Below are 25,873 nucleotides of genomic sequence, written 5' to 3'. Positions count from 1 at the left end.
TCCTTTCCGCGATACGCTCGTTAAATGATGCTTCGCTGCTTAGAGTCTAAAATCTGTTATTCAAACATTCCTTTCACAAGAGGAACACCATCTTTTAGCATCATCTTACCTTGAGCAAAAACCGTTTTAATCGTTAGCGTTTCTTTATCTAAAAGGACTAAATCTGCATCTTTCCCGGGTTGAATATGCCCTTTGTTGGACAGTTTTAATACTTTGGCCGGGTTAGATGTAATGACTTGAAGAGCTGTTTCTAACGGTACTGATTCTTCTAGTACTGCATCTCGGACTTCGTGAAATAAAGAAGACACTTTTCCAACTTGAAGACCTTTATAGTCTCCGTTATCATCAAAAAACGGCAGGCTCGCTTGTCCATCGGATGAAAACGTAATACTCGAGATCGAAACTCCTTCTTCAAGCATGATGCGTAACCCTTTGCTGCACTTAACTTCGCCTTCTTCTAAAAAATGGGGAATGGTGCTGGTCGTAAAATCTACATATCCGCCTCGTTTTGCAAATTGAATTCCTTCTTTAAACAGTTCTTCATTTCGATTAATATGTGTAGGATGAAACTGACGAATTGGCAGGTCTGTTTCATCTGCGATTTGATTTAATAAAGATAATTTTCTTTCTCCGTCTCCTACGTGAACTTCTAATATCCCGGCTTTTCCTGATAAAATCCCTCCATTGCGGGCAGCAGAAGCCACCTTTACCAGTTCTTCAAATGTCGGTTCGGAGGAGCGGTGGTCAGAAATTGCAATTTCACCTACTCCAATAGTTTTATCAATTAAAATAAGATCTTCTTCGATGCTGCTGGTCAATGTTTTTACTGGTATTTGATAGGAACCTGTGTGAATGAAGCAGCTAATCCCTTCTTCTTCTAATCCTCTTGCTTTGGCCAGAAGATTTTCCATTCTTCTTGTTGTACCGTCTGTTCCAAGTACACCTACAATAGTTGTAACACCAGCAGTCGTTGCATCGGTTAACATGAGTTCAGGCGTGCGTGTTTTATATCCTCCTTCTCCTCCTCCGCCAATAATATGAACGTGCGAGTCAATAAAGCCAGGAGCTATAATGTGATTATCGGCGTCTACAACATCAATTGGAATGGACGTATTTAAATGATCAATACAATCTTCTATCAGTATGATTTTGCTATCTGCAAGTAATACGTCTTTTTTTCCTAAATACTCTGGTGCATATACTTCTGCGTTTTTAATTAAGGTTAACAACTTCTATTCCTCCTACTAGTAAGCTCGACTTACGAATAACATTTTTCTATATACTTCCAACTTTTAAAATGGCCCATAATTGATAAAATAAGCAATCACAACAGCTATTAGACCAATTACATATTGAATGAGGACTAACGGGAGCACCCACTTTGCCCACTTTGTCCACGAAATTCCCGCAATAGCTAAACCAGCCATCAATGTTCCAGCCGTCGGGAAGATAATATTTCCGATACCGTCTGCAAAAGAAAAAGATAATACAGCCGTTTGTCGCGTAATATCAAGCAAATCTGCAAGCGGCGTCATGATAGGCATTGTCAGCATCGCATGACCTGTTCCAGATGCTAAGATAAGATGAATCAATGCTTGGAAGTTATAGATTCCGATGACACTTAAATATCCTGGAATATGTTGAATGGCTCCAGATACTTGATGAAGCATGGGATCTACAATATGACCTTCATTTAAAACAACAAGAACCGCACGGGAAACTCCAATAACTAGCGCTCCTCCAACTAGTGCCGCTGCCCCGTTTGTAAATGGCTTAACCGTATTTTCGACAGAGAGTCTTCCAATAATCCCAATCACAACTGTCAAAATCACAAATAAAGAAGCAATTTCAGTAATGTACCATTTATACTTAATAACGCCAAAAGCAAGAATTACATAGTTAACAAGAAATGCTGCCATAATCCATTTATGCTTTCTAGTTAACTTGGCATCGGAATTTAAAAGTTTATTTGCATTAGTTATGCTGTATTTTCCGTATGTTCCAATCGAAGGACTTTTTTTAACTTTCATGGCATATCGATAGACAAACCATACTGAAACAGCGTAAACAACTACGAATAAGATAAGGCGAAAGCCCATTCCAGAAAACATAGGAAGCTCTGCTACTCCTTGTGCAACACCCACTGTAAACGGATTCATAACTGCCGTAGTAAAACCAGCTGATGCTCCAATTAAAACAATGGCAGTTCCCGTTAATGCGTCGAACCCAAGAGCAAGTGCGAGCGGAATTAAAAGAGGAATATAGGCTAGCGTTTCTTCCGCCATTCCCATTAAAGAGCCCCCTACCGCAAAAAATAGCATCATAACAGGAATTAATAACTTCTCTCGGGTAGCAAGCTTTTTAGCCATCGTTGTAATTAATACATCTACTGTACCCGTAGCACTTAGTACACCAAAGAAACCGCCAATAATTAATACAAAAAAGATAATGTCGGCTCCTTCTACCATTCCTGTATGTATCGCTTTGACCATATCAAAGAATCCAACTGGCGTAGAATCAATCCATTTAAACGACTGAGGATCTACCGTTGTTCGTCCGTCTACTTCCACACGTGCGTATTCTCCAGCTGGCAAGATATACGTTAAAATAGTAGCAATTACAAGAAAACCTAACAATAAAGCAAAAACGTTTATTTTTCTCTCTTTTTTTCTTACCTTATTTAATGAACTCATTTCCTTTTGCGGTTCACTCATTCTTCTTCTCCCCTTCGTTATCAAATAACAACTTTAAGCAGATACCTCATTCTTTAAAAATAGCTTTCCTGTCTGCAACTATCTATGTCCCCTTTCTTTTGTGTTCTTCATATATAGTACAAGCAATTTTCGTGCCAATCGTATAACCGCTTAATTTTCTGAATTATGGTATAATTAAATCGTGTTTTAGGTGGTAATTGGGTGTTTTGTTTAATGGAATAGCGCCAATTAAGAAGCTGATTGATAGAAAATCTAGAGCATAAGCGTTAGCTAGTTCTTTCTTTCCATAAGCAGCCGAAAGAACAATAAAAAAATTCAATCTATAAACATAAAAAAATACTATTTTATTATTGTCTTTTCTTTAAGTAGATTAATACTATAAACCTTCAATCTATTTATAAAGGCATTGCGCATAATGAAAGGGTGTTCAAAAAAGTGACTGTTTATCGTATAGGGGTATTGGCCGGTGATGGTATCGGGCCAGAAATTGTTGACGCCGCAGTTAAGATAGTTAAAAATGCTTTTTGCAAAGCAGGAGTTAAAATTGAATGGGTTTATCTGCCTATGGGATGGGAAGGAATTAAACAATACAACAATCCTCTTCCAGAAATAACGATAAATGCTTTAAAACATACGCATGGTTGGATACTTGGCCCGCACGATTCTGCAACTTACCCTCCCGAGCACAAAGAAAAGCGTAATCCTAGCGGAGAGCTTCGTCACAGTTTAGATCTTTACGCAAATATACGGCCTGCTAAAACAATGCCAGGCATTAAAAGCGTCGTGAAAGAAGCTGATTTAGTGATTGTCCGAGAAAATACAGAAGGATTTTATGCCGATCGTAATATGTTTTCTGGACACGGGGAATGGCAAATTACACAAGACGTCGTGGTGACATCAGGCGTATTTACGCGAAAAGCCGTAGAAAGAATTGCGCATGAAGCTTTTAGGTTGGCTATGCAGCGCCGTAAAAAAGTAACAATCGTACATAAAGCAAATGTTTTGAGATTAAGTACAGGATTATTTCTAAACGTTTGTCGAGAAATAGCTGCCCAATATCCTGAAGTACAGGTGGATGACTATCATATTGATGCCATGGCTGCTCATCTAGTACGCCGTGCAGCCGATTTTGATGTCATTGTAACCGAAAACATGTACGGTGATATTCTGTCAGATTTAGCTGGCGAGCTTGTAGGCAGTTTAGGGTTAGCTCCTTCTCTTAACTCAAATGAACGTATCGCTATGGCACAAGCAGCTCACGGTTCTGCACCGGATATTGCAGGTTTGAACATAGCAAACCCAACCGGTATTATCTCTTCAGCGGTCATGCTACTGAAATGGCTTGCTGAAAAACATACGGATCACAAACTTGCAGAAGTGGCAACCACAGTAGAACACGCTCTTTATGAAACGCTCCAAGATGAAGTAAAAACAAAAGATTTAGGCGGACATGCCTCTACGTCGGAGTTTACAGAAGCTATTTTAGAAAAAATAAAATTCCTGCAAAATTAACAGTAATTTATCCATTCTATAGAGGTGATCATAATGAAAAAAAGAAAGATTATTATGGACTGTGATCCAGGTCATGATGATGCCATCGCAATTATTTTAGCAGCCGCAAGACCAGAATTAGATATTTTAGCGATCACAACTGTCTCAGGAAATGCAGAAATAGAAAAAACGACGATGAATGCTTTGAAAGTTTGTGATTTAGTATCGTTACATAACGTGATTGTCTCAAAAGGCGCAAGCGAACCATTAATTCGCATGCGTGAAAACGCGCCTAGCATACACGGTGATTCAGGATTAGATGGCCCTGAGTTCCCTGAGCTCTCTCGCAGTTGGAGCGAAGAACACGGGGTAGATACTATTATAAGAATGGTAAAAGAGTCAAAAGATCCTGTTACGCTTTTGCCTACCGGTCCCTTAACAAACATTGCCTTAGCTTTAATGAAAGCTCCAGAAATTAAAGAAAACATTGAAGAGATTATCCTTATGGGCGGTGGAACATTCGGAAACTGGACGCCAACGGCTGAGTTTAATATTTGGGCAGATCCAGAAGCTGCTAAAAAAGTATTCAATAGTGGCATTCCACTCGTAGTAATGGGATTAGATATTACGCATCAAGCTGTTGCAACAGATGACGTTATTAACCAAGTGATAAGCATTAATAATAATGTAGCAAAAAAGGTCGGTGAACTATTAGCATTTTTTAAATCTACCTATAAAGAAACCTTTGGCTTTGACGGCCCTCCCGTTCACGATGTGTTGACCGTTGCTTATTGTGTAGCTCCAGAACTATTTACGCTCAAAGAAGTTAATATTGTAGTAGAAACACGCGGAGAATACACGGCTGGAACGACTTCAGTTGATTTGCTTGGAGTTACAGGAAGGAAAACCAATGCGAAGTTTGGTTTAACCCTTGATGTAGATGGGTTTTGGAATCTAATGCTTGAAGCTCTTAGAAAGTATTCTGCTTCGTAAAGTTCATTTAGACAATAAATTTTCATGGCAGAAAGGCAGCACCAGATAGCCGTATTCACGGCTTGCTAGTGCTGCCTTTCTCCCGTTCAGCCATACCACCTAACTTTTTAATGAAACACTTATAGGAATAACCAAGTGATAGTACGTACATTCTTACTTTCTGTTCGCAACGCCCGTTAAAAAATTCAAAAATACGTGTACGCCTGCTTTCACGGTAATTTCTCTTACATCACGCAGCGGATCTAAACAAACAATATCCATCGCTTGAACAAACGGATGACTCCCGGCGGTGTATACTGCTTCAAACAACTCATCTGTCCTCATTCCGCCTGTCGTTCCTGCTGGAACTCCCGGTGCGTAAGCAATATCTAACACGTCCATATCAACTGTTAAATAGATCATGTCTACCTCTTTACTCAGCTGTTTTAATGCTTCTTTCACGGTATGATTTATTCCTGCTTTTCTTGCTTGCAGTAACGTTACATAATGAACGCCTTTGCTATCTGCATATTCCTTTAAAGATTTTGAATTATAAAATCCATGAAGCCCGATATTCCATACATGTCTTGCGTCAATAGTGCCGCTTTCGATTAAATTTCGTATAGGCGTGCCGTTAGAAGGTCCATTGTCTTCTAAGCTGCGTAAGTCAAAGTGCGTATCAAACTGTAAAATCCCTATTTTCTGTTCGGGATGTGACTCTTTCCACCCTTTTACCAACATAGCTGTAATAGAATGATCTCCTCCAAGCATAATAGGCAGCGCATGCGGATGACATTTCCGCATAGACATCATCGCTTCTTTTATATACTGATGAGACTTCCCTATATCCGTTACGTGCTGTTTGACGTCTCCTAAGTCCAACACTGACAAGGAAGTCAAATCCGTATCATACTCAATATGATACGGGTTAAAGGATTTCCAGAGCTTCCTCATGGCCATTGGCGTCTCACTGGCTCCAGAAGCGCTAATGGAAGATCTTGAAAGAGGTACGCCCAAGACCGTAATATCTACCGGTGTAAAGTCGAAGTTACTTGGGTCTTCAACTGTTTGAATCCAGTCGCTTACTTTTGGGTCATGAGTGCTTTGACGCTGCCAGCAAAAAGGCGGACGATCAAGCTGTGGGTACGGATAGTTCATGCAACGCACCGCCTTTAACCACTACTTTTCCATCTTTTAATACCGTATCTACAAGATTTACTGCATAGTTGTATTGCAACGTTTGGTAATTGAGAGCATCAAATAGCACTAAATCGCCTTTTTTACCTACTTCAATACTTCCGATTTGATCTGCTTTGCAAATGGCATGAGCCGCGTTAATCGTACAGGCTGTTAAGACTTCTGCTGGCGTCATCTTCATCGTTAAACAAGCTAAATTCATAATAAACGGCAGCGATTCCGTAGGAGAAGACCCTGGGTTTCGATCTGTAGACAAAGCAACAGGCACTCCTGCTTCGATCATTTTTCTAGCACGCGCCGGCTCTTCCATTAAAAAGAATGCAGTACCCGGCAATAGGACGGCTATAACTCCGCTTTCAGCCATTTGCTTAATTCCTTGATCTGATGCTTTTAACAAATGATCCGCGGACACAGCTCCCACTTTAGCCGCTAATTCTGCCCCGCCAAAAGACACAATTTCATCGGCGTGGATTTTAGGTTTTAGTCCGTATGCTTTTCCAGCTTGTAAAATACGATCTGACTGTTCAACTGTAAACACGCCTTCTTCACAAAATACATCACAAAACTCCGCTAGCGCTTCTTTTGCAACGACTGGTATCATTTCTTCGATAACCAAACGAACAAACTCATCTTCATTTCCTTTGTACTCAACTGGCACCGCATGAGCTCCCATAAAGGTTGAAACAACATCTACTGGATGCTGTTCATTCAGTTTCTTCGCTACTTTTAATTGTTTGATTTCATCTTTAAGATTTAAACCGTACCCGCTTTTGGCTTCGACAGTTGTAACTCCGTACTGCAGAAATTTATTTAAACGTTTTGTAGATTGCTTGATTAGCTCCTCTTCTGTTGCTTGTCGTGTACTAACGGTTGTTTGTAAAATTCCTCCTCCCGCTTTTAAAATATCAATATACTTTGCCCCGTTTAAGCGCATTTCTAATTCTTTTTCACGACTGCCGCCAAACACAAGGTGAGTGTGGGGATCAATCAGCCCAGGCGTTACGATTTTTCCTTCGGCATCAATTATATTAATAGGTTCATGGATATGCTCAAGGTATTCCTGTGCTTTGACGTCAGGCCCAACAAATACAATTCTTCCATTTTTCACGAGTACACTGCCATTTTCAATAATTCCTAGATCTGACATTTCCTCCGCTCGTCTAGGCTGACTTCCTCCTTTAAGCGTAATGACTTGTTCAGCGCATTTGATATACGTAATAGTCATACGTATCCCTCCTTTTTTATTCATTTAACGCGGGAATTTGTATTCCTTTTTCTTTTGCAGTTTGAATGGCCTTATCATAGCCGGCGTCTACATGACGAACAACACCCATGCCTGGGTCTGTTGTTAAAACACGTTCTAGACGTTTGGAGGCTTCTTCCGTCCCATCTGCTACTACAACCATTCCAGCGTGAAGAGAATACCCCATACCTACTCCTCCTCCGTGGTGAACAGATACCCAGCTTGCGCCTGCTGCCGTATTTACTAATGCATTTAAAATAGGCCAGTCTGCTACTGCATCACTGCCATCTTTCATTGCTTCAGTTTCACGATTTGGCGACGCCACAGAACCGGCATCTAGATGATCTCTGCCAATAACGATAGGCGCTGACAGTTCTCCGTTTGCTACCATATCATTAATAATTTTTCCAAAGCGCGCTCTTTCTCCGTAGCCTAGCCAGCAAATACGAGCCGGCAATCCTTGGAACTCAATTTTTTCTCTCGCCATTTTAATCCAGTTGCAAAGATGCGTATTATCCGAAAACTCACGTAAAATGACTTCATCTGTTTTATAAATATCTTCTGGATTTCCTGACAAAGCGACCCATCGAAACGGTCCTTTTCCTTCACAGAACTGCGGGCGGATGTACGCTGGGACAAATCCCGGGAAATCAAATGCATTCGTGACACCTTCATCCAACGCCACTTGGCGAATATTATTGCCATAGTCAAAAGCAACCGCGCCTTTTCTTTGCATCTCTAACATAGCTTGAACGTGAATAGCCATACTCGCTTTTGATTGTTTTATATATTCATTTGGATTTGTATTCCGCAATCTTTCTCCTTCTGCTAAGCTGACTCCAATCGGCAAATATCCGTTAAGCGGATCATGTGCCGATGTTTGATCCGTCACAATATCTGGGATAAATCCTCGCTCTATCATTTCAGGAAGAATCTCGGCTGCATTTCCAACTAATCCAATGGAAAGCGCTTTGCCCAATCTTTTTGCATCTTCAGCTAACGTGATTGCATCAGCTACACTTTCGACTACCATATCGCAATATTTTGTTTCGATACGTTTTTCAATACGCGTGCGATCAACATCAATTCCAATTACAACGCCGCCTGCCATCGTAACGGCTAATGGCTGTGCACCTCCCATTCCTCCTAATCCAGCTGTTACCGTAATCGTTCCTTTCAAACTTCCGTTAAAATGCTGGTTGGCACACTCAGCAAATGTTTCATACGTTCCTTGAACAATGCCTTGGCTTCCAATATAAATCCAGCTTCCTGCAGTCATCTGTCCGTACATCATTAACCCTTTTTTATCAAGCTCATGGAACGTCTCCCAATTTGCAAAAGCGGGAACAAGGTTTGAATTTGCTAATAAAACACGAGGCGCATCACTGTGCGTTTTAAAAACCGCAACAGGCTTGCCGGACTGTATGAGAAGCGTTTCATCTTTTTCTAGTTCTTTTAACGCTGCAACGATACGATCAAATGCTTCCCAGTTCCGGGCTGCTTTTCCTATTCCTCCGTATACGACTAACTTTTCTGGATGCTCCGCTACTTCGGAATCTAAATTGTTCAAAAGCATGCGAAGAGCAGCTTCTTGTACCCAGCCTTTTGTCGTTAGTTCTGTTCCACGAGGTGCCTTCATTCCACTTTGTTTTGTCTCCATTTTGTTTTCCTCCTCTATAAAAATGAAAAACTGTTAAACTAACATTTTTATTACAGCGCTAGTTCATAATTAGTATCTTGTACAAAGGTTTTGAAATCAGCTGCTAACGCCTCAATATCACGTGAGAAAATTCGATCTTTAGTAATGGTTGGTACGGTTTTTCTAATTTTCGAATAAACTTTTCTTGTTTCCGAAGCAAGTTTATCCACTCCTTGAATATCGGCTGCTTGAGCCGCACAAATTGCTTCAATCGATAGAACTCTTCGTGTATTTTGGATAATTTGATAAGCATGACGTGCAGCAGTCGTTCCCATGCTGACATGATCTTCTTGATTCGCTGAAGAAGGGATAGAATCGACACTTGATGGATGCGCTAATACTTTATTTTCGGAAACTAATGAAGCAGCAGCGTATTGAGTAATCATGAGCCCGGACTCTAAACCAGGATCTGCACTTAAAAATGCCGGCAGCCCGCTAAGCTGAGGGTTTACTATTCGTTCAATGCGCCGTTCAGAAATATTCCCAAGCTCCGCCATTGCAATTCCTAGAAAATCCATAGCAAACGCAATGGGCTGCCCGTGAAAGTTCCCTCCAGAAATTACTTTGCCGCTGTCGGCAAAGATGAGCGGATTATCGGTTGCTGAATTAATTTCAATTAACAGCTTTTCTTTTACATAATTTAAAACTTGATAAATAGCACCATGAACTTGAGGAATGCAGCGCAGTGAATACGCATCTTGCACTCTTATTTGACCTTGAGAAGTAGTTAATTGACTGCCTTCTAAATACGAAAGAATTCGGGCAGCTATCTGCTGTTGTTCCGGATAAGGTCTTACCGCATGAGACTCGGGCATGAATGCATCTAAAATGCCTCGCAGACCTTCTAACGTCAGTGCTGCAATCCCGTCAGCAAGATCTGCTAGCTTTTGAGCTTCAAGGTACGAAACTACTCCTACAGCTGTCATTGCCTGAGTCCCGTTGATTAAAGCTAGCCCTTCTTTCGCTTGTAATTGGATAGGTTCAAGCCCCGCTAGCTTTAAAGCTTCTTCTCCTTGCATTCGCTGACCATTATATACAGCTTCTCCTTCTCCAACTAACAGCAGCGCTAGATGTGATAATGGAGCTAAGTCACCGCTAGCTCCAAGTGAACCTTGACTTGGGATAACCGGCACTACATTTTGGTTTAAGCAATTGATAAGCAGCTGCAGGGTTTCCAGTCGTATGCCTGAATACCCTTTAGCTAATGCATTCGCTCGTAACAGCAGCATGACTCTGCTTACCTCTAAAGAGAATGGTTCTCCTAGTCCGCAGGCATGACTGCGAATCAAGTTAATCTGCAGATCAGCTAAGTCCGTTTTTGAAATAACCGTATCGCTAAACTTTCCAAATCCAGTATTTACTCCGTAAATTACGTTGTTGTTCGTAATACTCTCTTCAACTAACGTTCTGCTTTTTTGTATATGTTCAACTGCGTGATCGCTAATTTTTACGGAGTATCCTTGATAAATAACTTTGTAGATTTGGTCGAACGTCAGTGAATTTCCGTCGATTTGAATAAACATCATACCCGCTCCCTTGTTAAACTGTAGACTACCTTTTCTTTTTGAACACAAAAAGGGGCTATATCAAAGAGGAAACAAGCTCCTTTTGATATAGCCCCCTATAAACTAACCTACTTACACTATGGGCTTTTATTAATAATCAGCATTTCACCTTATACATACAAACAATCGCTAAATGACTAAATCACTATAAACTTTAAGCTGTACAACTTAAAGCAACTAGGGTACTTACACTTAGTATTACGTCGAATTAATCATTTGTCAATTGTTTTTTAAGAAAATTTAAAATAATCTGAAATAAAATCGTTATTTCTTATAGCAGCGATGATTCACGGCTGCACATTCTTATTTCTTTAAACGTTATCGGACGTTCATGTCACTTGGGTGCGGACCTTTGCGGCGATTGCGGTTTAATCCATTAATATCTGCCATATCATCGGCAGTTAGTTCAAAATCAAACACGTTAAAGTTTTCTTCTATTCTAGACGGTGTAACTGACTTAGGGATGACAATTGTGTTGTTCTGTAAGTGCCAGCGCAATACAACTTGAGCCGGAGTTTTGCTATGTACTTCAGCAATTTTTTGAATAACCTCGTCTTGTAGCACTTCTCCTCCTTGATCAAGAGGACTCCATGCTTCCACGAAAATGTTATGTTTGGCACAAAACTCTTTTAATTCATTTTGAGCAAGATACGGATGGCACTCAATTTGGTTTAAAACAGGCGTTACATCACATTCGTTTAACAAGCGCTCCAGATGCTCAATTTCAAAGTTGCAGACGCCAATTGCTTTTACTTTTCCATCGTGATAAAGCTTTTCTAATGCTTTATACGTCTCCACATACTCATCATATTGAGGCGTAGGCCAGTGAATCAAATATAAATCGACATAATCAAGTCCTAATCGTTCTAAGCTTTCATCAAACGCACGTAATGCATTTTCATAGCCTTGGTCGCTGTTCCAAACTTTTGTTGTAATAAACAGCTGTTCTCGAGGAACAGAAGATTCTTTAATCGCTTGACCTACTCCTTCTTCATTTTTATAAATCATGGCTGTGTCAATAGAGGTATACCCAACTTCAATTGCTTTTGACACTGCAGAGGCTGCTTGGTTATCTTCTACTTGCCATACGCCAAATCCAAGCTGAGGCATTTTTAAACCGTTGTTTAATGTAACAATATTCATTTTACACGTCTCCTTTTTTGTTAAAAAGTTCAAAGTTTTAATGATGGTGCCAGCCGATCAGCATAGCAACCTGTCCCATTATAATGCCGACTGGGATTCCTATAATCATGGCTCCAAATCGAAATTTAAAAGACCATGCGCGCGGCACAAGGGAAAACAAATAAATCATACTCATCGTTGCCATACATGTACTGCTAAAAAAACTGACGACAGTGTGTAAAGTTGGCATTACTTCTCCTCATTTCACTAGAACGTTTGCGCCTTTTCAATTTCATCATTTATCTTTCGTTCTAATGCCTATGTTTTCGCAGCCGACATAGTTACATTCGTCAAAGGGTTCCGTAATCCTGCTTTAATCAGTTAAAAATACTTTACCTACGTAACTTTTTTAATTAAAACGAATATGTGCTTTTAGCTTCAAAGTTGTGTATAATTTCTGTATATTAAAATAATAAGAATTTTTCACTGTAAAGAACAACTGCACATTCTCTGTAAGGCAATCATACATATTTACCCGAGTTAACGAAAGGAATGGATATAAAAAATGGCGATTGAAAAAGTAAAAGCATATTTTAAACAATATGGTATGGAGAATCGAATTATCGAAATGGATGAGTCCAGTGCTACTGTAGAACTGGCAGCGCAAGCTTTAAAATGCGAGCCGCAACGGATTGCAAAAAGTCTTTCTTTTAACGCAGAAGGAACTGTTTTACTGATTGTGGCAGCAGGAGATGCGAAAATTGATAACAGAAAATATAAAGAAGAGTTTGGAACCAAAGCAAAAATGCTTGGAGCAAGTGAAGTAGAAACTCTGATTGGTCATGCTGTAGGCGGAGTATGCCCGTTTGCCGTTAATGAAGGTGTTAACGTGTATCTAGACGAATCGCTGAAACGTTTTGTCACCGTTTTCCCTGCCTGTGGAAGTGGAAACAGTGCAATCGAATTAACAATACCCGAACTAGAAGAATTTTCGAAATACTTAAAATGGGTTGATGTATGCAAGGGATGGAATGAATAATTTAGGTAAATTACGGTACAGCTATACAGAAAATAAATAAATCAATCAGCACGCCAACAAGCTGAAACAGTTTTTTGTTTCAGCTCATTGGTGTATCTAAACGAATTTATGAAACAGCTTAACCCAACCTAGGTAAGAAACCCCTAAGAGAAATACAAAAAGAAATAGTAAAGGAATGTTCCTAGGGATAAAAAGCCAGCCGTCTAACGTATTCCACAGAAATTCACTTTTATTTGCTTTTCTCATCCTTTTCACCTCAAGCAGATTTACTATTTTGCATTCAAAAATTCTTTTACATAGTTATATACAGTATCTTCAACTTATGACCTTTTTTCAAGAAAAACGTGCACGGAAAATTGACTGAATGTGAATCTTCTTAATTTATACCCGTTATGTACTCATTCATCATCTTAGTTTCATCTGTAAAAAAGAAGAAGCCTACATTTTTAGATGCAGGCTTCTTCTCGTTGATTCAGTCTTTCCTTTGTTTGCCTAGTCAGGCCCTTTCGTTACGTATATCGGTTCATAACCAAAGTGCCTTGCGTGAGATACGAATATCTACTTTCAATTTGCGGTAATACGTTTGCTGAAGTCGCTGTTAAGCCTTTCAAAACCAATCAGTCCCTTCATACGCTAAGTATTTAACCTTTCACAACAACCATTTGCATGATAGCTGCTGTACTATATATGTACCCCGTATTTATATAGTAAAACCTTAAAAAACAATTTTTTATTACATGTAATTTTCTAGACTTCAAAGCAAAGACCATTTAAATATTATAGGTGAAAGAAGCACGTCAACTATTAGCGCCTCTACTGCTCATACTCACGCATTCAAAGAAGAACATCCGTACTGAAATTCATCAAATTTATTTAATGTATGATTTCATCAATTTTTTGAAATGCATCTTCAAGTGAAGTGTGTCCATCTGTTTCTCCTTCGTTACCTTGAACGGTCCATTCTTGCTTTTCTATTGCTAGTTTCCCGTCTTTATCTTTTATATAAGGTCTGTTAATCATAAACACATGATCATTCTTTTTTACTGTGTAGCCAAGATAATAGTGATTACCTTCTCCTTCTTCTTCATATACGGAGACGCCTTGAAGGTTGTATTTGGTTAAAATGTCATCCATATGATGGGTCAGTTCATTTATAGCCGATTCTCTTCTTACATATTCCACATTTTATACCCCTTTTCATTTTGATTTATGTTTAGCATTCCCTTGAACATATTCAATTACACTATATTTCAAACCATTCATTATGTGAAATTTCCCCTGTATCGGCATTAAAGAAGCTACGGCTTGTCATTTGATATAAAGAAATTTAATCTACCTCCTCTTACCTTCTTGTAAAGAAAAATCATTTTTCTCTTTCGTATCTCCAATTAGTTATCATAGAAAAGACCCTCATATCCACGACCTCATTCCATTCTTAAACAATCAAAAACCGGTTAAGAAAAATAAACTTAACCGGTTAATGCTGATGTTATTTAAAATTGATACGATTTAAGATTTTTGCTTTTTGAAAGTGAAAGATAGATTTTGACAACTCAAAGATCGTTCCGTTCGTTAAGCACACCGTATTTTCGATAATCAGTGCTGGGTCGAATGGGTCGATATGAAGGAGTTCAGCACTTTCTTCATCAATTTTTTCGCAGTTAATGACTTTGTCAGCAAACCCAATGTTTAATTTTAAGTGATCTATCAGGTAACTATAAATAGAATTTGATGCAATATCTTCATTTAGATAAGGTACCACATCTTTTTTAAAGTAACTGATTTCAATAGAAAAAGGTTCTTCATCTACAATTCGCAGCCGCTTCACATAATATAGCTTGGTTCCTCCTTCACACCGTAAACCTTTTGCGGTTAATTCATCAGCTTCTACCACGTGCAAAGAAAGAATTTTTGTCTCAATTGTTTTCGACGTTAAGTCTTTCGTTAATCCTCTAAGACTGCCTAAATTAATATAATCTGTGACTGATTCCTCACGCAAAAACATGCCGCTTCCTTGGACTTGATAGATATAGCCGCGATTGACGAGCTGAGTCACTGCTTTTCGAATTGTATTACGGCTCACTTCAAATTTTTTTATCAGTTCTTCTTCCGTCGGTAGCTTTTTTGTTTGATCAAACGTCCCTTCTCGAATTTCCCTTTCTAAACGATCTGCAATTTCTTTATATTTTATAGCCATATAATCTCCCTAGTTTACATTCTCAATCATTTACTGCTTCTATTATATACAAAACCTCTTGATCAAAATCAAGAGGTTTTCTTTTTACTTATAGCTCTTCTCCTCTCGTTTCAATAATATGCTTGTACCAATGAAACGACAGTTTTTTCTTTCGATTTAAGTTATCGTCATGATCTACGTAAATGAATCCGTATTGTTTTTTATAACCATTTAACCAGCTTAATAAATCGATAACAGACCAAGCGTAATATCCTTTTAGATGAATGCCTTCTTTTATTGCGCGCTTAATCACTTTTAAATGTTCTTCAATATATTTAATACGGGGAACGTCTACAATTTCACCATCAATAATCGGATCTTCATCACCAAGACCATTTTCTGTTACGTACATTTTAATATCACCATAACGCTCTTTTAACATATGCAGCCCGTCTAAAAATCCTTGAGGTGAAATTTCCCATCCCCATTTTGTATAGGTTTTATCTGTCATCTTTACTGTGCGATAAAAGCCGTCAAACGATGGATTTCCAGGAGCTAAAGTAGATGTTTCCCTCGAGTGCTCCATAGACGAAACAACTTCTTGATTTTTCTCTACTCGAATCGGTTGATAATAATTAAGACCAATGAAATCATTGTTTTCGGCATTTCTTTTTAATGTATCTAGCTCTTCTTCCGTCCAGCTTGGGGTCCATCCGTTTTCTTTTAATTGCTGTACGACGTAAGATGGATATTCGCCTTTTAAAATCGGATCATAATACCAAAACGTTTCGTATTCATTCGCGTGTCTAGCAGCTAAGATATTTTCCTTTTTATCATCAACACTGTAAGCCGGTAAGAAGACATGTGTAATACCAATTTCTCCATACTGCTCCAGCTGCTTATAGATCTCTACGGCTTTTGCATGTGCATAAAACACATAATGTGTAGCTTGAAAGTACTTTTTTTCATCGTTTTGGATACCAGGCGGATGTGCTCCTTTTAAATAGCCTAATCCGCAAAACATAACGGTTTCATTGAACGTAATCCAATGTTTAACACGGTCTCCAAATGCCTTAAAACAAACCTCTGCATACTTAACGAAAGCATCGGCTGTTCGTTTATTTGTCCATCCGCCGTCTTCTTCAAGCGTCAAAGGCAGATCCCAGTGATACAGCGTTACAAATGGAACAATTCCATACTTTAAGCATTCATTAATCACTTGATTATAAAATTCCAAGCCTTTTTCATTCACTTCTCCATCGCCAGTTGGCAAGATACGTGCCCATGAAATAGAAAAGCGGTACGATTCTAGTCCCATCTCTGCCATTAACTTAATATCTTCTTTGTAGCGATGGTAATGATCAATGGCTACATCTCCGTTTGTGCCTTTATATGTTTTTCCAGGAATCTTTGAAAAAACATCCCAGTTTGTTTCGCCTTTACCGTCTTCATTCCAAGCTCCTTCTATTTGATAAGAAGCTGATGCAGCTCCAAATAAAAAATCCTTTGCGAATTTCATTATAGCACTCCTTATTTTCATACTGACTTTTTAAATTCATTCCAATATATTAAATTTATAGGTACAAATTTAATATTGATTATATACTTATTTTTTGCATTTGACTACAAAAAATGTAATACAAAGACCTTTTTATTTTTCTCTAATTTAAAGAAAAATTTCGTTATCTTACTCATACCTGATAAAAGAACAAATAGAAAAGCCTGCTTTGAAAAAATTGATCAAAACAGGCTATTTATTAATATGACGGATTAACGCTTTATAATAACTCTCATCGTTATTAAACTTTCGTTTTCACATATAAATAAAGACCATACTCTGTGGGAACAGCAGGATAACCCATTACAAGCGATTTTAAGTTTTTTAAAACTTTTGCTATTCCTCGTTTTAATAATATTATATTAATTTAGGAAAAAAACGTTATTACCAAAGGATTCTTCATTCAAAATGCACATTTGTTTATAATTGATAATTGATATAAAAAAATAAATTAATACACTTTATTTCGTTAACTAGAGGTGTTTTTGTTAATGCCCTTCTTGAATTTTAAAATTGTTTCTACTGCTTTTTTATATCCTCCAGCCTCTTTTAAAGATTCTCCAATTTTGCAGCTGCTTTCTTTAAATGATTTATTTAGTAACACTTTTTCTGTTGTATTTCGTAATGTAGCAGCGTCTAACTTTTTACGATTAAGCTGTAATCCAGCTCCTAAATTTTCAATTTGCTTGGCTACTATTGGTTGATCGGCCATGATAGGAATGACAACAAGAGGAACACCAAAATAGAGTCCTTCACTGGAGCTGTTCATTCCGCCGTGGGTAATGAAAACGTCTGCCTGTTGTAGAATTTCTAATTGGGGTACATAATTACGCACTATAAAATTAGGGGGAATATTATTAAATTGGCAAATATCTGTCTGCCTTCCTACAGATAGAATGACTGTGACCTGAGTATCTCCAAATGCTTCAAAGCAAGTAGTATAAAATTCAGGCTGATGATTAAATACCGTTCCCATCGAAATAAAGATGAGTTTGTTTTGTCGAATGTTCTCCAACGTAAAAGCTTCGACATCTTTACCTGGCGCAATAGAAGGGCCAACAAATATGAAAGAGTCGTCAAATTCTTCGGCCATGGGTTGATATAGCTTGGAGGTAAATACAATCGTTATATCTCCAGGACACGTCATGGTATTTTTTCTATCAGTAAGAATAACTCCATATTGACCTTTCCACTTTTTTGAAATTTGTTCGATTTCCATGTATCTTGGAGATTCCTTATCTATTTCTCCCCTGTTCTTCATAAACACAGAAAAAATTTGGCTATTAATTGCAAAAGTTGTACAAGAACATACTTTGGGTATTCGTAATATATCAGCTATAATCCATCCGGCAGCGAAATTATTATCATAAATAACATAATCGTACTTTTCCGCTCTTATTTCTTTTAAAACCTCTTCTATAATCTTATCCATAGCCCTTCCCATATGCAAAAGCATTTCAAGAGGATCTATTTTCTCTGCCATCCTTTTTCTGTATTTATATGGAGTAGAAAGTTTTCATAAGGACGAAATAAAGCGCCTGTTTTTTCAATCTTGTGTCTATATTCTTCTATGCAGTAATAGACCACCTTTTCTCCCTTTTTCACAAGCTCTTCTACTAATGCAATGGTAGGATTAACGTGCCCTTCACCGGGAAAGTTGAAAAAAAGAACATTTGCCATCTAACTCCCTCAGTTTCTCAGCAAATAAATATACTAACCTTGTTTAGAATAAATTTTCTTCTTATCTAGTGTAAAGTAAGAATCAATTTCATTAAATGTATAAAACAAATATCAAGCAAAATGACCCTATTATTAACTTTTAAGGTTTTATAAAGAGTTAAAAAATTAAGATGAGCAAGTAGCTGATTCTTTAATGCTTGGCTGTGGCTGTCTAGGGGGAATTCGCTATTTCGACACTAAGATGCCAGGTAGTAAAGGCACTATAAAAACGATTTCTGATGCAATCTGTTTACATGAAGAGGATTACGGAATTGCGTGGAAACACAAGGATTGGAGAATCGAGGAAGTAGAAGTACGTAGTTCACGTCTCTTGACCATTTTTTCCGCGTAACTTTTTCATGGATTTTTCTGGTCTTTCTATTTTTCAATTCTTTTATAACGTGTAGAAGCAAAGCGCCGGGTTTCTGCAGAAAGCAGCTGCTTTACCAAATCTTCGCTAATGATTCTTTTGATTTTTAGTTCCATTGCTATTAAGCCCCCCATTTCTCCCTTTTTTTATAAAAGCAATAAGGAGGAGAAAAAGTGGAATTACAATTTCTAGAGAAAAAAAGAAAACAATGCCACTTGTAGACAAAAAGGAAACAAGTTGTTGAAAATTAGAAGATATCCACAAAGCAACTATAACTTGGAGAAAACCAAATGGAAGCACAAATGGCTTATAATCACGTACGTTTAGACACTGCGCTGTCCCAAGTGTAAGTACATAATAAATGGCTGAAACTTTAACAAAAATACCTGTAACCCAGACTGCCATCACCATTGATTCGACATGTTCAAAAAAATTAGCTATGCTGATATACCTTGAAACACTTATTACGGGATAAATGTACTCTTGAGTAGTGCTGCCTAATACAAGAATGGTAATTAAATTTGTAATCACCATAGTTAGTACAACAGCTACAATAGAAATCACACCCAATTTTCTTGCCTTACTTCGATCTTTCAAAAAAGGAAGAAAAAAAGAAATATAAAAAAAATCGTTAAACCATGACTGAATAGAAGTAGCTCCTTGTAGAGATGGTAAAACACCATTCCCCATGATAGGAAATATATTATCAATTTCTATATCAGGTAGCAGTAGAAGTACCATCAGAAGAAGAGGAAGAATAAATAATGGAAGAAAAACTTGTGTGGCACGTGCTAGCACCTCTACTCCTCCGTATACAACAAACATGCAAACTAACACCATACTGGCTATTACTACAGGTATAGGGGTTTTCGGAAGAAAGTTTGCAATGAACTCCGCGTACTGTCGTAGAACAATACCATTCAAATAAAGATGAAAAAACAAATATATAAATCCAAGAGTCTTTCCGGCAAGCTTTCCAATAATACGCTCACTGTACTGAATAATATTTTCATTAGGATAAAACTTGTTTAATTTTAAAAAAATACCTAATGTCAGAAAACCAATGAGGGAGGCCCATATTGGTGATAGCCAAAGATCTTGCTTCGCATCTTTTCCGGCGACTGATGGAAGAGTCAGAATAGCTGTAGCTAATACAATAAAGTATAGTAACATCGCCATCTGAAGAGATGATATTTTCCCTTTTTCAATCATTTCTTTTTACCCCATTCTATTTTTTTATTATCTCTAACAAATATTTAAATCGACAAAATATTGTGTATGTTATTGATTTATAGGCATATGATTACATTTTCCTTTCTAATTATTTTTTCCGGATAATAGCGATGAGTAGTAGTAAAACCGGAATGAACGTCATAATGAATGTTCCGTAAAAAGGAAATATATTACCTAAAAATCGAGTTAATTCATACATGCTAGGAGTTACCCATATACCGAATATAATCACCAGAAAACCAAGTGGAAATACAAGGGGGCGGTAGTCAGATAGATGTAGCCATTGGGCCGTTCCTAAGACAAGTGCATAGTAAAATACTGAAAGTTTAATAAATATTCCCATTACCCAAATAGTAATTACAAAGGCTTCAAGATGTTCAAAAAAAGTAGCAACACTAATGTATCGGAAAGCAGTAAACACCGGATAGATATAACTGGTTGCTGATTCTCCAAATAAGAATATGTTCACTATATTGGTGTAAACCATGACTAACATAGTGATAACCACCGAGATCATACTCCACTTCTTTCCTTTTTTATGATCTGTCAAAAAAGGAAGAAGCATGGAGATAAGAAACATTTCGCTAAACCAAGACTGTGGTACAGCTGCTCCAAGGATCGAAGGCATCATACCATGCTCCATAATTGGAAACATATTCTCTGGTTTGAATTGAGGTATGAGTAGTATAAATAGTAACAGGGGAAGAAGTATAAAGATTGGAACGAACAGTTGGGCAGATCTTCCCAATACTTCCACGCCGCCTCGTACAGCGAAAGCACATACAAGAACCATGCTCCCAATAACTACAATCATCGGGGTTTTAGGCAAAAAAGCATTAATAATGAAATCTATATACTGCCTGGATATGGTGCCACATATATGCAAAAAAAAGAACAAGTAGACAAACCCAAGCACTTTTCCTAGAATCCGACCAATAATATGTCTACTGTATTGGATGATCGATTCCTTCGGATAGAGTTTATGTAATTGATACACAATAAACGCCGTAAAAAATCCATTGAGTGAACCTAAAATTGGCGAAATCCACATATCACGCCCTGCATACTTGCCCGTAATGGCTGGGATGGTAAGAATAGCGGTTGCTACTATCGTTGGTACGATCATAAGCGCCATCTGAAATGAAGAAATTTTCCCTTTTTCGATCATTCTCTTTTCTCCTTCTTTTTCCGTATCTTCTATGCCCCTGCTATTTCTCCAACATCTTACCAAGTGGTTTGAAAAGCATGTCAATCATCTGTGTAGGACCTGGCATATCCGGAAAGAACAGAAGGAGGATGGCAAGCAGCCATCCCATCGTTGTTAAGATCACAAAGGCTGCTTTCTCCTTTTTCTGATTTCGATCCATTTTTGGCCATTCATACAAAAAGATAAGAACCACGCATACGGTTATTCCTATTACCGTTATCCACTTCATTTCTTTTCTACCTCTTTTTCTTTCAAGCCCGCCGGCGTAGTAGATAAACCAGGTCGGCGTACACGCGTTTTAATATCTATTTTCACTTCCACATCCGGAAGGACTGTATCCCAATGATCTTTGACTTTCGACCATTCTTTAGGGTATTTTCGATGAAACGCATCTGCGAAACCAAATGCGTCCACATTCATCCCTTTCTTCACCTGTTTAAGAGACTGGTTAATGCGTTTTTTGATATCTTTTTCTACGTCTTTCTCCACTCTCTTCGTAATTTGTGGACTCATAACATCAAGATCACTGCCATTTTGCACAATTGTCCCTTCCGATGTAATCTTCGCTAGGATCTTCCATTTTCCATTCTTAAGGATAGGGATGAGTTTCGTCGTTTGTCGAATAGGGTCTAGCGAGATGGATTCTCCTTTTTTAGGGTTTACTGTAACCGAAGTCACTTCGATTTCATTTCGTAACCATAAAAGTCCTCTGGTAGCCTTAATATCAACTTGACCGATCATTTTATCTTTCTTAAAAATAGCAGTCCCCATTATATAAGCAATCGTTTCCTGTGGTTTCCTCCCAAGAAACGGCGGTAACTTTTTAATTAAAGGTAGGAGAGCCACTCCAGAATCCCCTGTTAACATCTGTTCAAAATCTTTCACTGTAACATCCATACCAATCTTCATCTCAGATAACTTTCGTAGCACTTCTCCCTCGTATGATTCTAAAGGTGGCTGTAATGCTAGAACATCGGCTGCCTCTCCATAACTGACAAACAAATGAGCACGTTCCCGAGGTTCTGGATGGCGAAGTAAATAGTCAATTTGCTTATGAATACCACCATTTCTAGCAAACTTCTCACCGATAATATACGCTTTGCAGTGACCCCAGAAGATTTTACGTGGGATTTTTGTCTGCACCTTTGACATAGCATCTGCTATATTTTCTCCAATTGCCGATCTCACCAAGCTCTCGGAGCCTGTTCCTGCTGCTCCTCCTCCCTGCTGCTGACCATTCACAGCCTTAGGAATCAAAATTTGAACAGTAAGCCTAATTCCCCCCCCTTTTTCTTTATCAATAGCAGCCCCTAACACAAGCGCTGTGTCATTTACTTCCCTTCTGTCCCAGCAACCGCTCAGTAGAAAGCTAGCCAAAAAAAAGAGAAGAATGGTCAACGTTTTTATGACGTTTCGAGATAGAAAGAGATTCATTCTTGTTCACATCCTTCTCATCATGTATTTACTCTACTATTCGTCTCCTTTACTGGAATTTGGTTTTTGTCCAGGGGACTGTCGGTATGAGTTGAACTCCCCGGTTAAATGGGGGCGTGTGTCCATTTTCCACCATGGAGCTCGAATCAAGGCATCTTTCAACTCACGCCCCTTCATCGGAGCGATTGGTGTCAAGTATGGAATCCCAAAAGAACGCAACGTACATAGGTGAACGACGATTGTAATCACCCCAAGCATAACTCCAAGCAAACCCAACGTTCCAGCAAGCAGAATGATAGGAAAGCGTAGCATTCTTAACGCAATTCCTTGCGTATAGTGTGGCACCATAAAGGACGAAACTCCTGTAATCGCAACAACAATGACCATTGGAGCAGAAACCAGACCGGCCTGAACTGCAGCTTGACCGATGACCAAAGCACCGACAATACTAACAGCGGCACCGACCTGTTTTGGAAGTCTGACTCCTGCTTCACGTAGTGCTTCAAATGTAACCTCCATCATTAATGCTTCAACAAGTGCTGGAAAGGGAACACTTTCCCGTGAGGATGCCACGCTAATCAGCAAGGCCGTCGGCACCATCTCTTGATGGTAGGTAAGGACTGCTACATAGAGCGAAGGTAAAAGAAGAGAAAGTACCATAAATACAAAGCGTAAAATGCGGATGATTGAACTAATCATGTAGCGTTGGTAATAGTCTTCTGGCGACTGAAGTAGGGAAAAAAAACTAATAGGCGCAATTAAGACAAAAGGAGTACCATCCACTAGAATCACTACACGCCCCTCTAAGAGATTAGCAGCAGCTACATCCGGCCGTTCTGTATTGACAAGTTGAGGAAAAGGAGAATAGGAATTGTCTTCAATCAGTTCTTCAATATATCCACTTTCCAATACACTATCTATTTCGATGCGCTGCAATCGATTTTCGACTTCCTCAATAAGGGTGTGATCCGCAAGTCCTTCTATGTAGGCAATTACAACATCGGTGTTAGTATAACTCCCGATTTTCATCGATTTCATTTTGAGGTGAGGACTTTTGATCTTCCGTCGGAGGAGGGAAGTACTGACTCCTAATGTTTCCACAAAACCTTCCCTTGGTCCCCGTACAACACTTTCTGCGGTTGGTTCTTCAATCGATCTCTTTTCCCACTTTGCCAACCCCAAGGCAAGTCCAGATGCTTCATGTTGTACGAAAAGCACAGGGTTCCCGATGGAGATATTCTCTATACAATCTGCGAACGTCTTAACTTCTTTCATCTTTGAAATGTGTATCTTTTTCTTTAACATTTCACGTAAACTACGAACCCTTTCTTCTGTTTCTGACGTAAGTGGGGCGAGAACATTCTCATCAATCTCCTCAATATTAGATAAACCCTCTATATAGATAAGGACGGCTTTTGTTTGTCCACCTATTAAAAACGTCCGAAAGACTACATCAAAACAGTCCTGATAGATGGAGCGAAGAACCTGTAGGTTTTCATCTAAGTCTAAAGAAAGCAGTACTTGTTGCTCGTTAATCTGTTGATCCGTATAGAGTTGTTTTAGCTTATGGAATCTTCTTCGAACCTTTCGAAACAACATAGACAGCTCCTTCCTTTTATGTAAGGTTGCATAGAAAAGCGTAATGAAACCTATCCTTATCTTTTGTTGTATTTTCCAAAATTATTATATCTAGTTAAAAATTTCATTGATTATTAAAACTTAACTCTGTTTGTATGTTTTTTCGTTACAAATTATATAGATAGTAAAGCTTAGATAAGAGCAGTTTTTTCTATTTTTAGCCTGTATAAAGTATTTATTTCCAATCTGTATAATGGACATTATAGGAAATCTTATTAGTAATTGTTAAATCTAAATCTTTTTTAGTGTGTATAGTGCCACTATACTAATCCCATACTAAATACTAAAAGAAGTTATTTGAGATTAAACAATACAGAACAAATAGTTAATTGTATTAAGTTAAATGTAAGATGAAGAAAAATTTCAGTTTTCATCAACCGAATTAACTTTAACTAAAAAGTAGTTATTAATCGATTTTGGAGTGAGAAATAAGCATGCCTTTTGTTGAAATAGACACTAATCAATATTTGTATTATGAAGAGTATGGACAGGGTATACCTATCATCTTTATTCATCCACCTGGGATGGGAAATAAAGTGTTTTACTATCAATACGATTTATCCAAGCATATGAGAGTCATCTTTCCTGATTTAAGTGGTCATGGACAAAGCCCAAAAGCTGCACAAACTGTATCAATTCCCTTCTACGCAAACGAAATATTACGCTTTATGGATGCATTACATTTAAACAAGGCCATTATATGTGGCTATTCTGCTGGCTGTCTAATTGCTCAAGAGCTTGCTATTTATCATTCCGATAGAATAGAATTATTAATTTTCTCAGGAGCATATCCTATAGTAAGAGATATGCCTGGACAATTATTACATAAAATAGGATTATATATGGTAAGAGAACACCTAAATATATTAATAACAAGCATTGCTAGAAGTCATACCAGAGACAAGACACTAAGAAGAAACCTAGTTAATTATATGAAAAAAGCCGATCAAGAATCATGGTATCAGTATTATAATCATTCATTACAATATAACTGTTTAGACAAACTTCATCGTTTAACAGTACCTTTGTTGTTTATGTATGGTGGAAAAAAGGATTGGACTATCCGCTATATGAAAGAGTATAAAAATAAATGTAAACATGCTGAATTCTTTATTTTTACACAGCAGGGTCACCAACTGCCTACAAAAAAAGGGATTCAGTTTAATGAACTAATTACAGGGTTTGTCTTAAATAAATCCAGTTTATAAAGCTAAAAGGCACTTAAAAAATGAAGAATCCTAAAATCTCATATGTATAAGAACGGATGATAAACTACGAAGACTGATAAGGTTGCTCAGCTCATCAGTCTGAATATATATTTCACAATTAAAAATAAGACGCTTCGGAAAATCCCTTAGCCGCTTTAGCTTATTATCATCACTATCCACAAAAGTCTCCACCATAACAACTATATAATAATCACTAAAAGGATAAACAATGTGACTTATAAAGCTAATCCAGAACCGAGTCTACCACAATTAGATATTCAAAACGCT

The 25,873-nt window shown here is 38.1% G+C and carries 20 protein-coding genes and 2 pseudogenes; 5 read left to right on the top strand and 17 right to left on the bottom strand.

Annotated elements, in window-relative coordinates; translation table 11 throughout:
* Nucleotides 1–56: 56 nt before the first annotated feature.
* Nucleotides 57–1,229 carry a beta-aspartyl-peptidase gene (iadA, locus tag LIS78_RS08160; protein ID WP_252284955.1) on the bottom strand — a complete coding sequence of 391 codons (1,173 nt, stop codon included), beginning with the start codon at nucleotides 1,227–1,229 and terminating at the stop codon, nucleotides 57–59.
* A 63-nt stretch (nucleotides 1,230–1,292) separates the two neighbouring features.
* A complete protein-coding gene (locus LIS78_RS08155; RefSeq protein WP_252284954.1) occupies nucleotides 1,293–2,714 on the bottom strand; it encodes a YfcC family protein in 1,422 nt (473 codons plus the stop codon).
* Nucleotides 2,715–3,149: 435 nt separating this feature from the next.
* On the opposite strand from LIS78_RS08155, the gene LIS78_RS08150 reads away from it, so the two are divergent.
* Nucleotides 3,150–4,226, top strand: a complete 1,077-nt coding sequence (locus LIS78_RS08150) for an isocitrate/isopropylmalate dehydrogenase family protein (RefSeq protein ID WP_252284953.1) — start codon at nucleotides 3,150–3,152, stop codon at nucleotides 4,224–4,226.
* A gap of 33 nt (nucleotides 4,227–4,259) precedes the next feature.
* Nucleotides 4,260–5,198 (top strand): nucleoside hydrolase, encoded by a 939-nt coding sequence (locus LIS78_RS08145; protein ID WP_252284952.1) that lies wholly within the window; start codon nucleotides 4,260–4,262, stop codon nucleotides 5,196–5,198.
* 153 nt (nucleotides 5,199–5,351) lie between these two features.
* On the opposite strand, the gene LIS78_RS08140 is transcribed toward LIS78_RS08145, so the two are convergent.
* The 6 genes from LIS78_RS08140 to LIS78_RS08115 all read right to left on the bottom strand — a co-directional run bounded on the left by LIS78_RS08140 (nucleotide 5,352) and on the right by LIS78_RS08115 (nucleotide 12,253).
* Complete coding sequence (locus LIS78_RS08140; RefSeq protein ID WP_252284951.1) at nucleotides 5,352–6,335, bottom strand: agmatinase family protein; 984 nt, start codon at nucleotides 6,333–6,335, stop codon at nucleotides 5,352–5,354.
* On the bottom strand, nucleotides 6,310–7,599 hold the full coding sequence (gene hutI, locus LIS78_RS08135; protein ID WP_252284950.1) for an imidazolonepropionase: 1,290 nt from the start codon (nucleotides 7,597–7,599) through the stop codon (nucleotides 6,310–6,312). Before hutI ends, LIS78_RS08140 begins: the two co-directional genes overlap by 26 nt.
* Before the next feature lie 16 nt (nucleotides 7,600–7,615).
* Nucleotides 7,616–9,277: a urocanate hydratase gene (gene hutU / locus LIS78_RS08130; protein WP_252284949.1), complete on the bottom strand. Its 1,662-nt coding sequence runs from the start codon at nucleotides 9,275–9,277 to the stop codon at nucleotides 7,616–7,618.
* A 50-nt stretch (nucleotides 9,278–9,327) separates the two neighbouring features.
* Nucleotides 9,328–10,839, bottom strand: coding sequence for a histidine ammonia-lyase (gene hutH / locus LIS78_RS08125; protein ID WP_252284948.1), 1,512 nt, complete (start codon nucleotides 10,837–10,839; stop codon nucleotides 9,328–9,330).
* A gap of 360 nt (nucleotides 10,840–11,199) precedes the next feature.
* Nucleotides 11,200–12,024: an aldo/keto reductase gene (locus LIS78_RS08120; protein ID WP_252284947.1), complete on the bottom strand. Its 825-nt coding sequence runs from the start codon at nucleotides 12,022–12,024 to the stop codon at nucleotides 11,200–11,202.
* A gap of 37 nt (nucleotides 12,025–12,061) precedes the next feature.
* Nucleotides 12,062–12,253, bottom strand: coding sequence for a hypothetical protein (locus LIS78_RS08115; protein WP_195783337.1), 192 nt, complete (start codon nucleotides 12,251–12,253; stop codon nucleotides 12,062–12,064).
* A 315-nt stretch (nucleotides 12,254–12,568) separates the two neighbouring features.
* Between LIS78_RS08115 and LIS78_RS08110 the strand changes: the two genes are divergently transcribed.
* On the top strand, nucleotides 12,569–13,042 hold the full coding sequence (locus tag LIS78_RS08110) for a YbaK/EbsC family protein (protein WP_252284946.1): 474 nt from the start codon (nucleotides 12,569–12,571) through the stop codon (nucleotides 13,040–13,042).
* A gap of 873 nt (nucleotides 13,043–13,915) precedes the next feature.
* Here LIS78_RS08110 and LIS78_RS08105 read toward each other — a convergent pair.
* The 4 genes and pseudogenes from LIS78_RS08105 to LIS78_RS08090 all read right to left on the bottom strand — a co-directional run bounded on the left by LIS78_RS08105 (nucleotide 13,916) and on the right by LIS78_RS08090 (nucleotide 18,456).
* Nucleotides 13,916–14,224, bottom strand: a complete 309-nt coding sequence (locus LIS78_RS08105) for a DUF5634 family protein (protein WP_195780635.1) — start codon at nucleotides 14,222–14,224, stop codon at nucleotides 13,916–13,918.
* A gap of 307 nt (nucleotides 14,225–14,531) precedes the next feature.
* Nucleotides 14,532–15,239, bottom strand: coding sequence for a GntR family transcriptional regulator (locus LIS78_RS08100; RefSeq protein ID WP_013056315.1), 708 nt, complete (start codon nucleotides 15,237–15,239; stop codon nucleotides 14,532–14,534).
* A gap of 88 nt (nucleotides 15,240–15,327) precedes the next feature.
* A complete protein-coding gene (locus tag LIS78_RS08095; protein WP_195780636.1) occupies nucleotides 15,328–16,737 on the bottom strand; it encodes a GH1 family beta-glucosidase in 1,410 nt (469 codons plus the stop codon).
* 508 nt (nucleotides 16,738–17,245) lie between these two features.
* Nucleotides 17,246–18,456, bottom strand: a pseudogene (locus tag LIS78_RS08090) (macrolide family glycosyltransferase).
* Nucleotides 18,457–18,646: 190 nt separating this feature from the next.
* Here LIS78_RS08090 and LIS78_RS08085 point away from each other — a divergent pair.
* Nucleotides 18,647–18,847: pseudogene (locus LIS78_RS08085) on the top strand (copper amine oxidase); the annotation flags it as partial.
* A 105-nt stretch (nucleotides 18,848–18,952) separates the two neighbouring features.
* On the opposite strand, the gene LIS78_RS08080 reads toward LIS78_RS08085, so the two are convergent.
* The 5 genes from LIS78_RS08080 to LIS78_RS08060 form a co-directional block, all read right to left on the bottom strand.
* Nucleotides 18,953–20,077: a GerAB/ArcD/ProY family transporter gene (locus tag LIS78_RS08080; RefSeq protein WP_195780637.1), complete on the bottom strand. Its 1,125-nt coding sequence runs from the start codon at nucleotides 20,075–20,077 to the stop codon at nucleotides 18,953–18,955.
* Nucleotides 20,078–20,186: 109 nt separating this feature from the next.
* Complete coding sequence (locus tag LIS78_RS08075; RefSeq protein WP_252284945.1) at nucleotides 20,187–21,266, bottom strand: GerAB/ArcD/ProY family transporter; 1,080 nt, start codon at nucleotides 21,264–21,266, stop codon at nucleotides 20,187–20,189.
* Nucleotides 21,267–21,306: 40 nt separating this feature from the next.
* Nucleotides 21,307–21,534: a hypothetical protein gene (locus tag LIS78_RS08070; protein WP_057274661.1), complete on the bottom strand. Its 228-nt coding sequence runs from the start codon at nucleotides 21,532–21,534 to the stop codon at nucleotides 21,307–21,309.
* A complete protein-coding gene (locus LIS78_RS08065; protein WP_252284944.1) occupies nucleotides 21,531–22,739 on the bottom strand; it encodes a Ger(x)C family spore germination protein in 1,209 nt (402 codons plus the stop codon). The genes LIS78_RS08070 and LIS78_RS08065 overlap by 4 nt, the downstream gene beginning before the upstream one ends.
* A 36-nt stretch (nucleotides 22,740–22,775) precedes the next feature.
* On the bottom strand, nucleotides 22,776–24,338 hold the full coding sequence (locus tag LIS78_RS08060; RefSeq protein ID WP_252284943.1) for a spore germination protein: 1,563 nt from the start codon (nucleotides 24,336–24,338) through the stop codon (nucleotides 22,776–22,778).
* A gap of 473 nt (nucleotides 24,339–24,811) precedes the next feature.
* Here LIS78_RS08060 and LIS78_RS08055 point away from each other — a divergent pair, with 473 nt between their 5' ends.
* Entirely contained in the window at nucleotides 24,812–25,585 is a 774-nt protein-coding gene (locus LIS78_RS08055) for an alpha/beta fold hydrolase (protein ID WP_013056312.1), read from the top strand.
* Nucleotides 25,586–25,873: the final 288 nt, after the last annotated feature.

This window comes from Priestia megaterium (assembly GCF_023824195.1).
GTDB lineage: Bacteria > Bacillota > Bacilli > Bacillales > Bacillaceae_H > Priestia > Priestia megaterium_D.
Note: the sequence above shows the minus strand (reverse complement) of the source record. Positions and strands in the feature narration are given on the sequence as shown.

What these genes read in the sequence shown, in the direction of transcription:
- hutH (WP_252284948.1), bottom strand. Translation starts at nt 10,839, where the DNA reads ATGTTTATTCAAATCGACGGAAATTCACTGACGTTCGACCAAATCTAC.
- LIS78_RS08070 (WP_057274661.1), bottom strand. Translation starts at nt 21,534, where the DNA reads ATGAAGTGGATAACGGTAATAGGAATAACCGTATGCGTGGTTCTTATC.
- LIS78_RS08110 (WP_252284946.1), top strand. Translation starts at nt 12,569, where the DNA reads ATGGCGATTGAAAAAGTAAAAGCATATTTTAAACAATATGGTATGGAG.
- LIS78_RS08065 (WP_252284944.1), bottom strand. Translation starts at nt 22,739, where the DNA reads ATGAATCTCTTTCTATCTCGAAACGTCATAAAAACGTTGACCATTCTT.
- LIS78_RS08145 (WP_252284952.1), top strand. Translation starts at nt 4,260, where the DNA reads ATGAAAAAAAGAAAGATTATTATGGACTGTGATCCAGGTCATGATGAT.
- LIS78_RS08140 (WP_252284951.1), bottom strand. Translation starts at nt 6,335, where the DNA reads ATGAACTATCCGTACCCACAGCTTGATCGTCCGCCTTTTTGCTGGCAG.
- LIS78_RS08120 (WP_252284947.1), bottom strand. Translation starts at nt 12,024, where the DNA reads ATGAATATTGTTACATTAAACAACGGTTTAAAAATGCCTCAGCTTGGA.
- LIS78_RS08060 (WP_252284943.1), bottom strand. Translation starts at nt 24,338, where the DNA reads ATGTTGTTTCGAAAGGTTCGAAGAAGATTCCATAAGCTAAAACAACTC.
- LIS78_RS08055 (WP_013056312.1), top strand. Translation starts at nt 24,812, where the DNA reads ATGCCTTTTGTTGAAATAGACACTAATCAATATTTGTATTATGAAGAG.
- hutI (WP_252284950.1), bottom strand. Translation starts at nt 7,599, where the DNA reads ATGACTATTACGTATATCAAATGCGCTGAACAAGTCATTACGCTTAAA.
- LIS78_RS08155 (WP_252284954.1), bottom strand. Translation starts at nt 2,714, where the DNA reads ATGAGTGAACCGCAAAAGGAAATGAGTTCATTAAATAAGGTAAGAAAA.
- LIS78_RS08095 (WP_195780636.1), bottom strand. Translation starts at nt 16,737, where the DNA reads ATGAAATTCGCAAAGGATTTTTTATTTGGAGCTGCATCAGCTTCTTAT.
- LIS78_RS08075 (WP_252284945.1), bottom strand. Translation starts at nt 21,266, where the DNA reads ATGATCGAAAAAGGGAAAATTTCTTCATTTCAGATGGCGCTTATGATC.
- LIS78_RS08115 (WP_195783337.1), bottom strand. Translation starts at nt 12,253, where the DNA reads ATGCCAACTTTACACACTGTCGTCAGTTTTTTTAGCAGTACATGTATG.
- hutU (WP_252284949.1), bottom strand. Translation starts at nt 9,277, where the DNA reads ATGGAGACAAAACAAAGTGGAATGAAGGCACCTCGTGGAACAGAACTA.
- LIS78_RS08100 (WP_013056315.1), bottom strand. Translation starts at nt 15,239, where the DNA reads ATGGCTATAAAATATAAAGAAATTGCAGATCGTTTAGAAAGGGAAATT.
- LIS78_RS08080 (WP_195780637.1), bottom strand. Translation starts at nt 20,077, where the DNA reads ATGATTGAAAAAGGGAAAATATCATCTCTTCAGATGGCGATGTTACTA.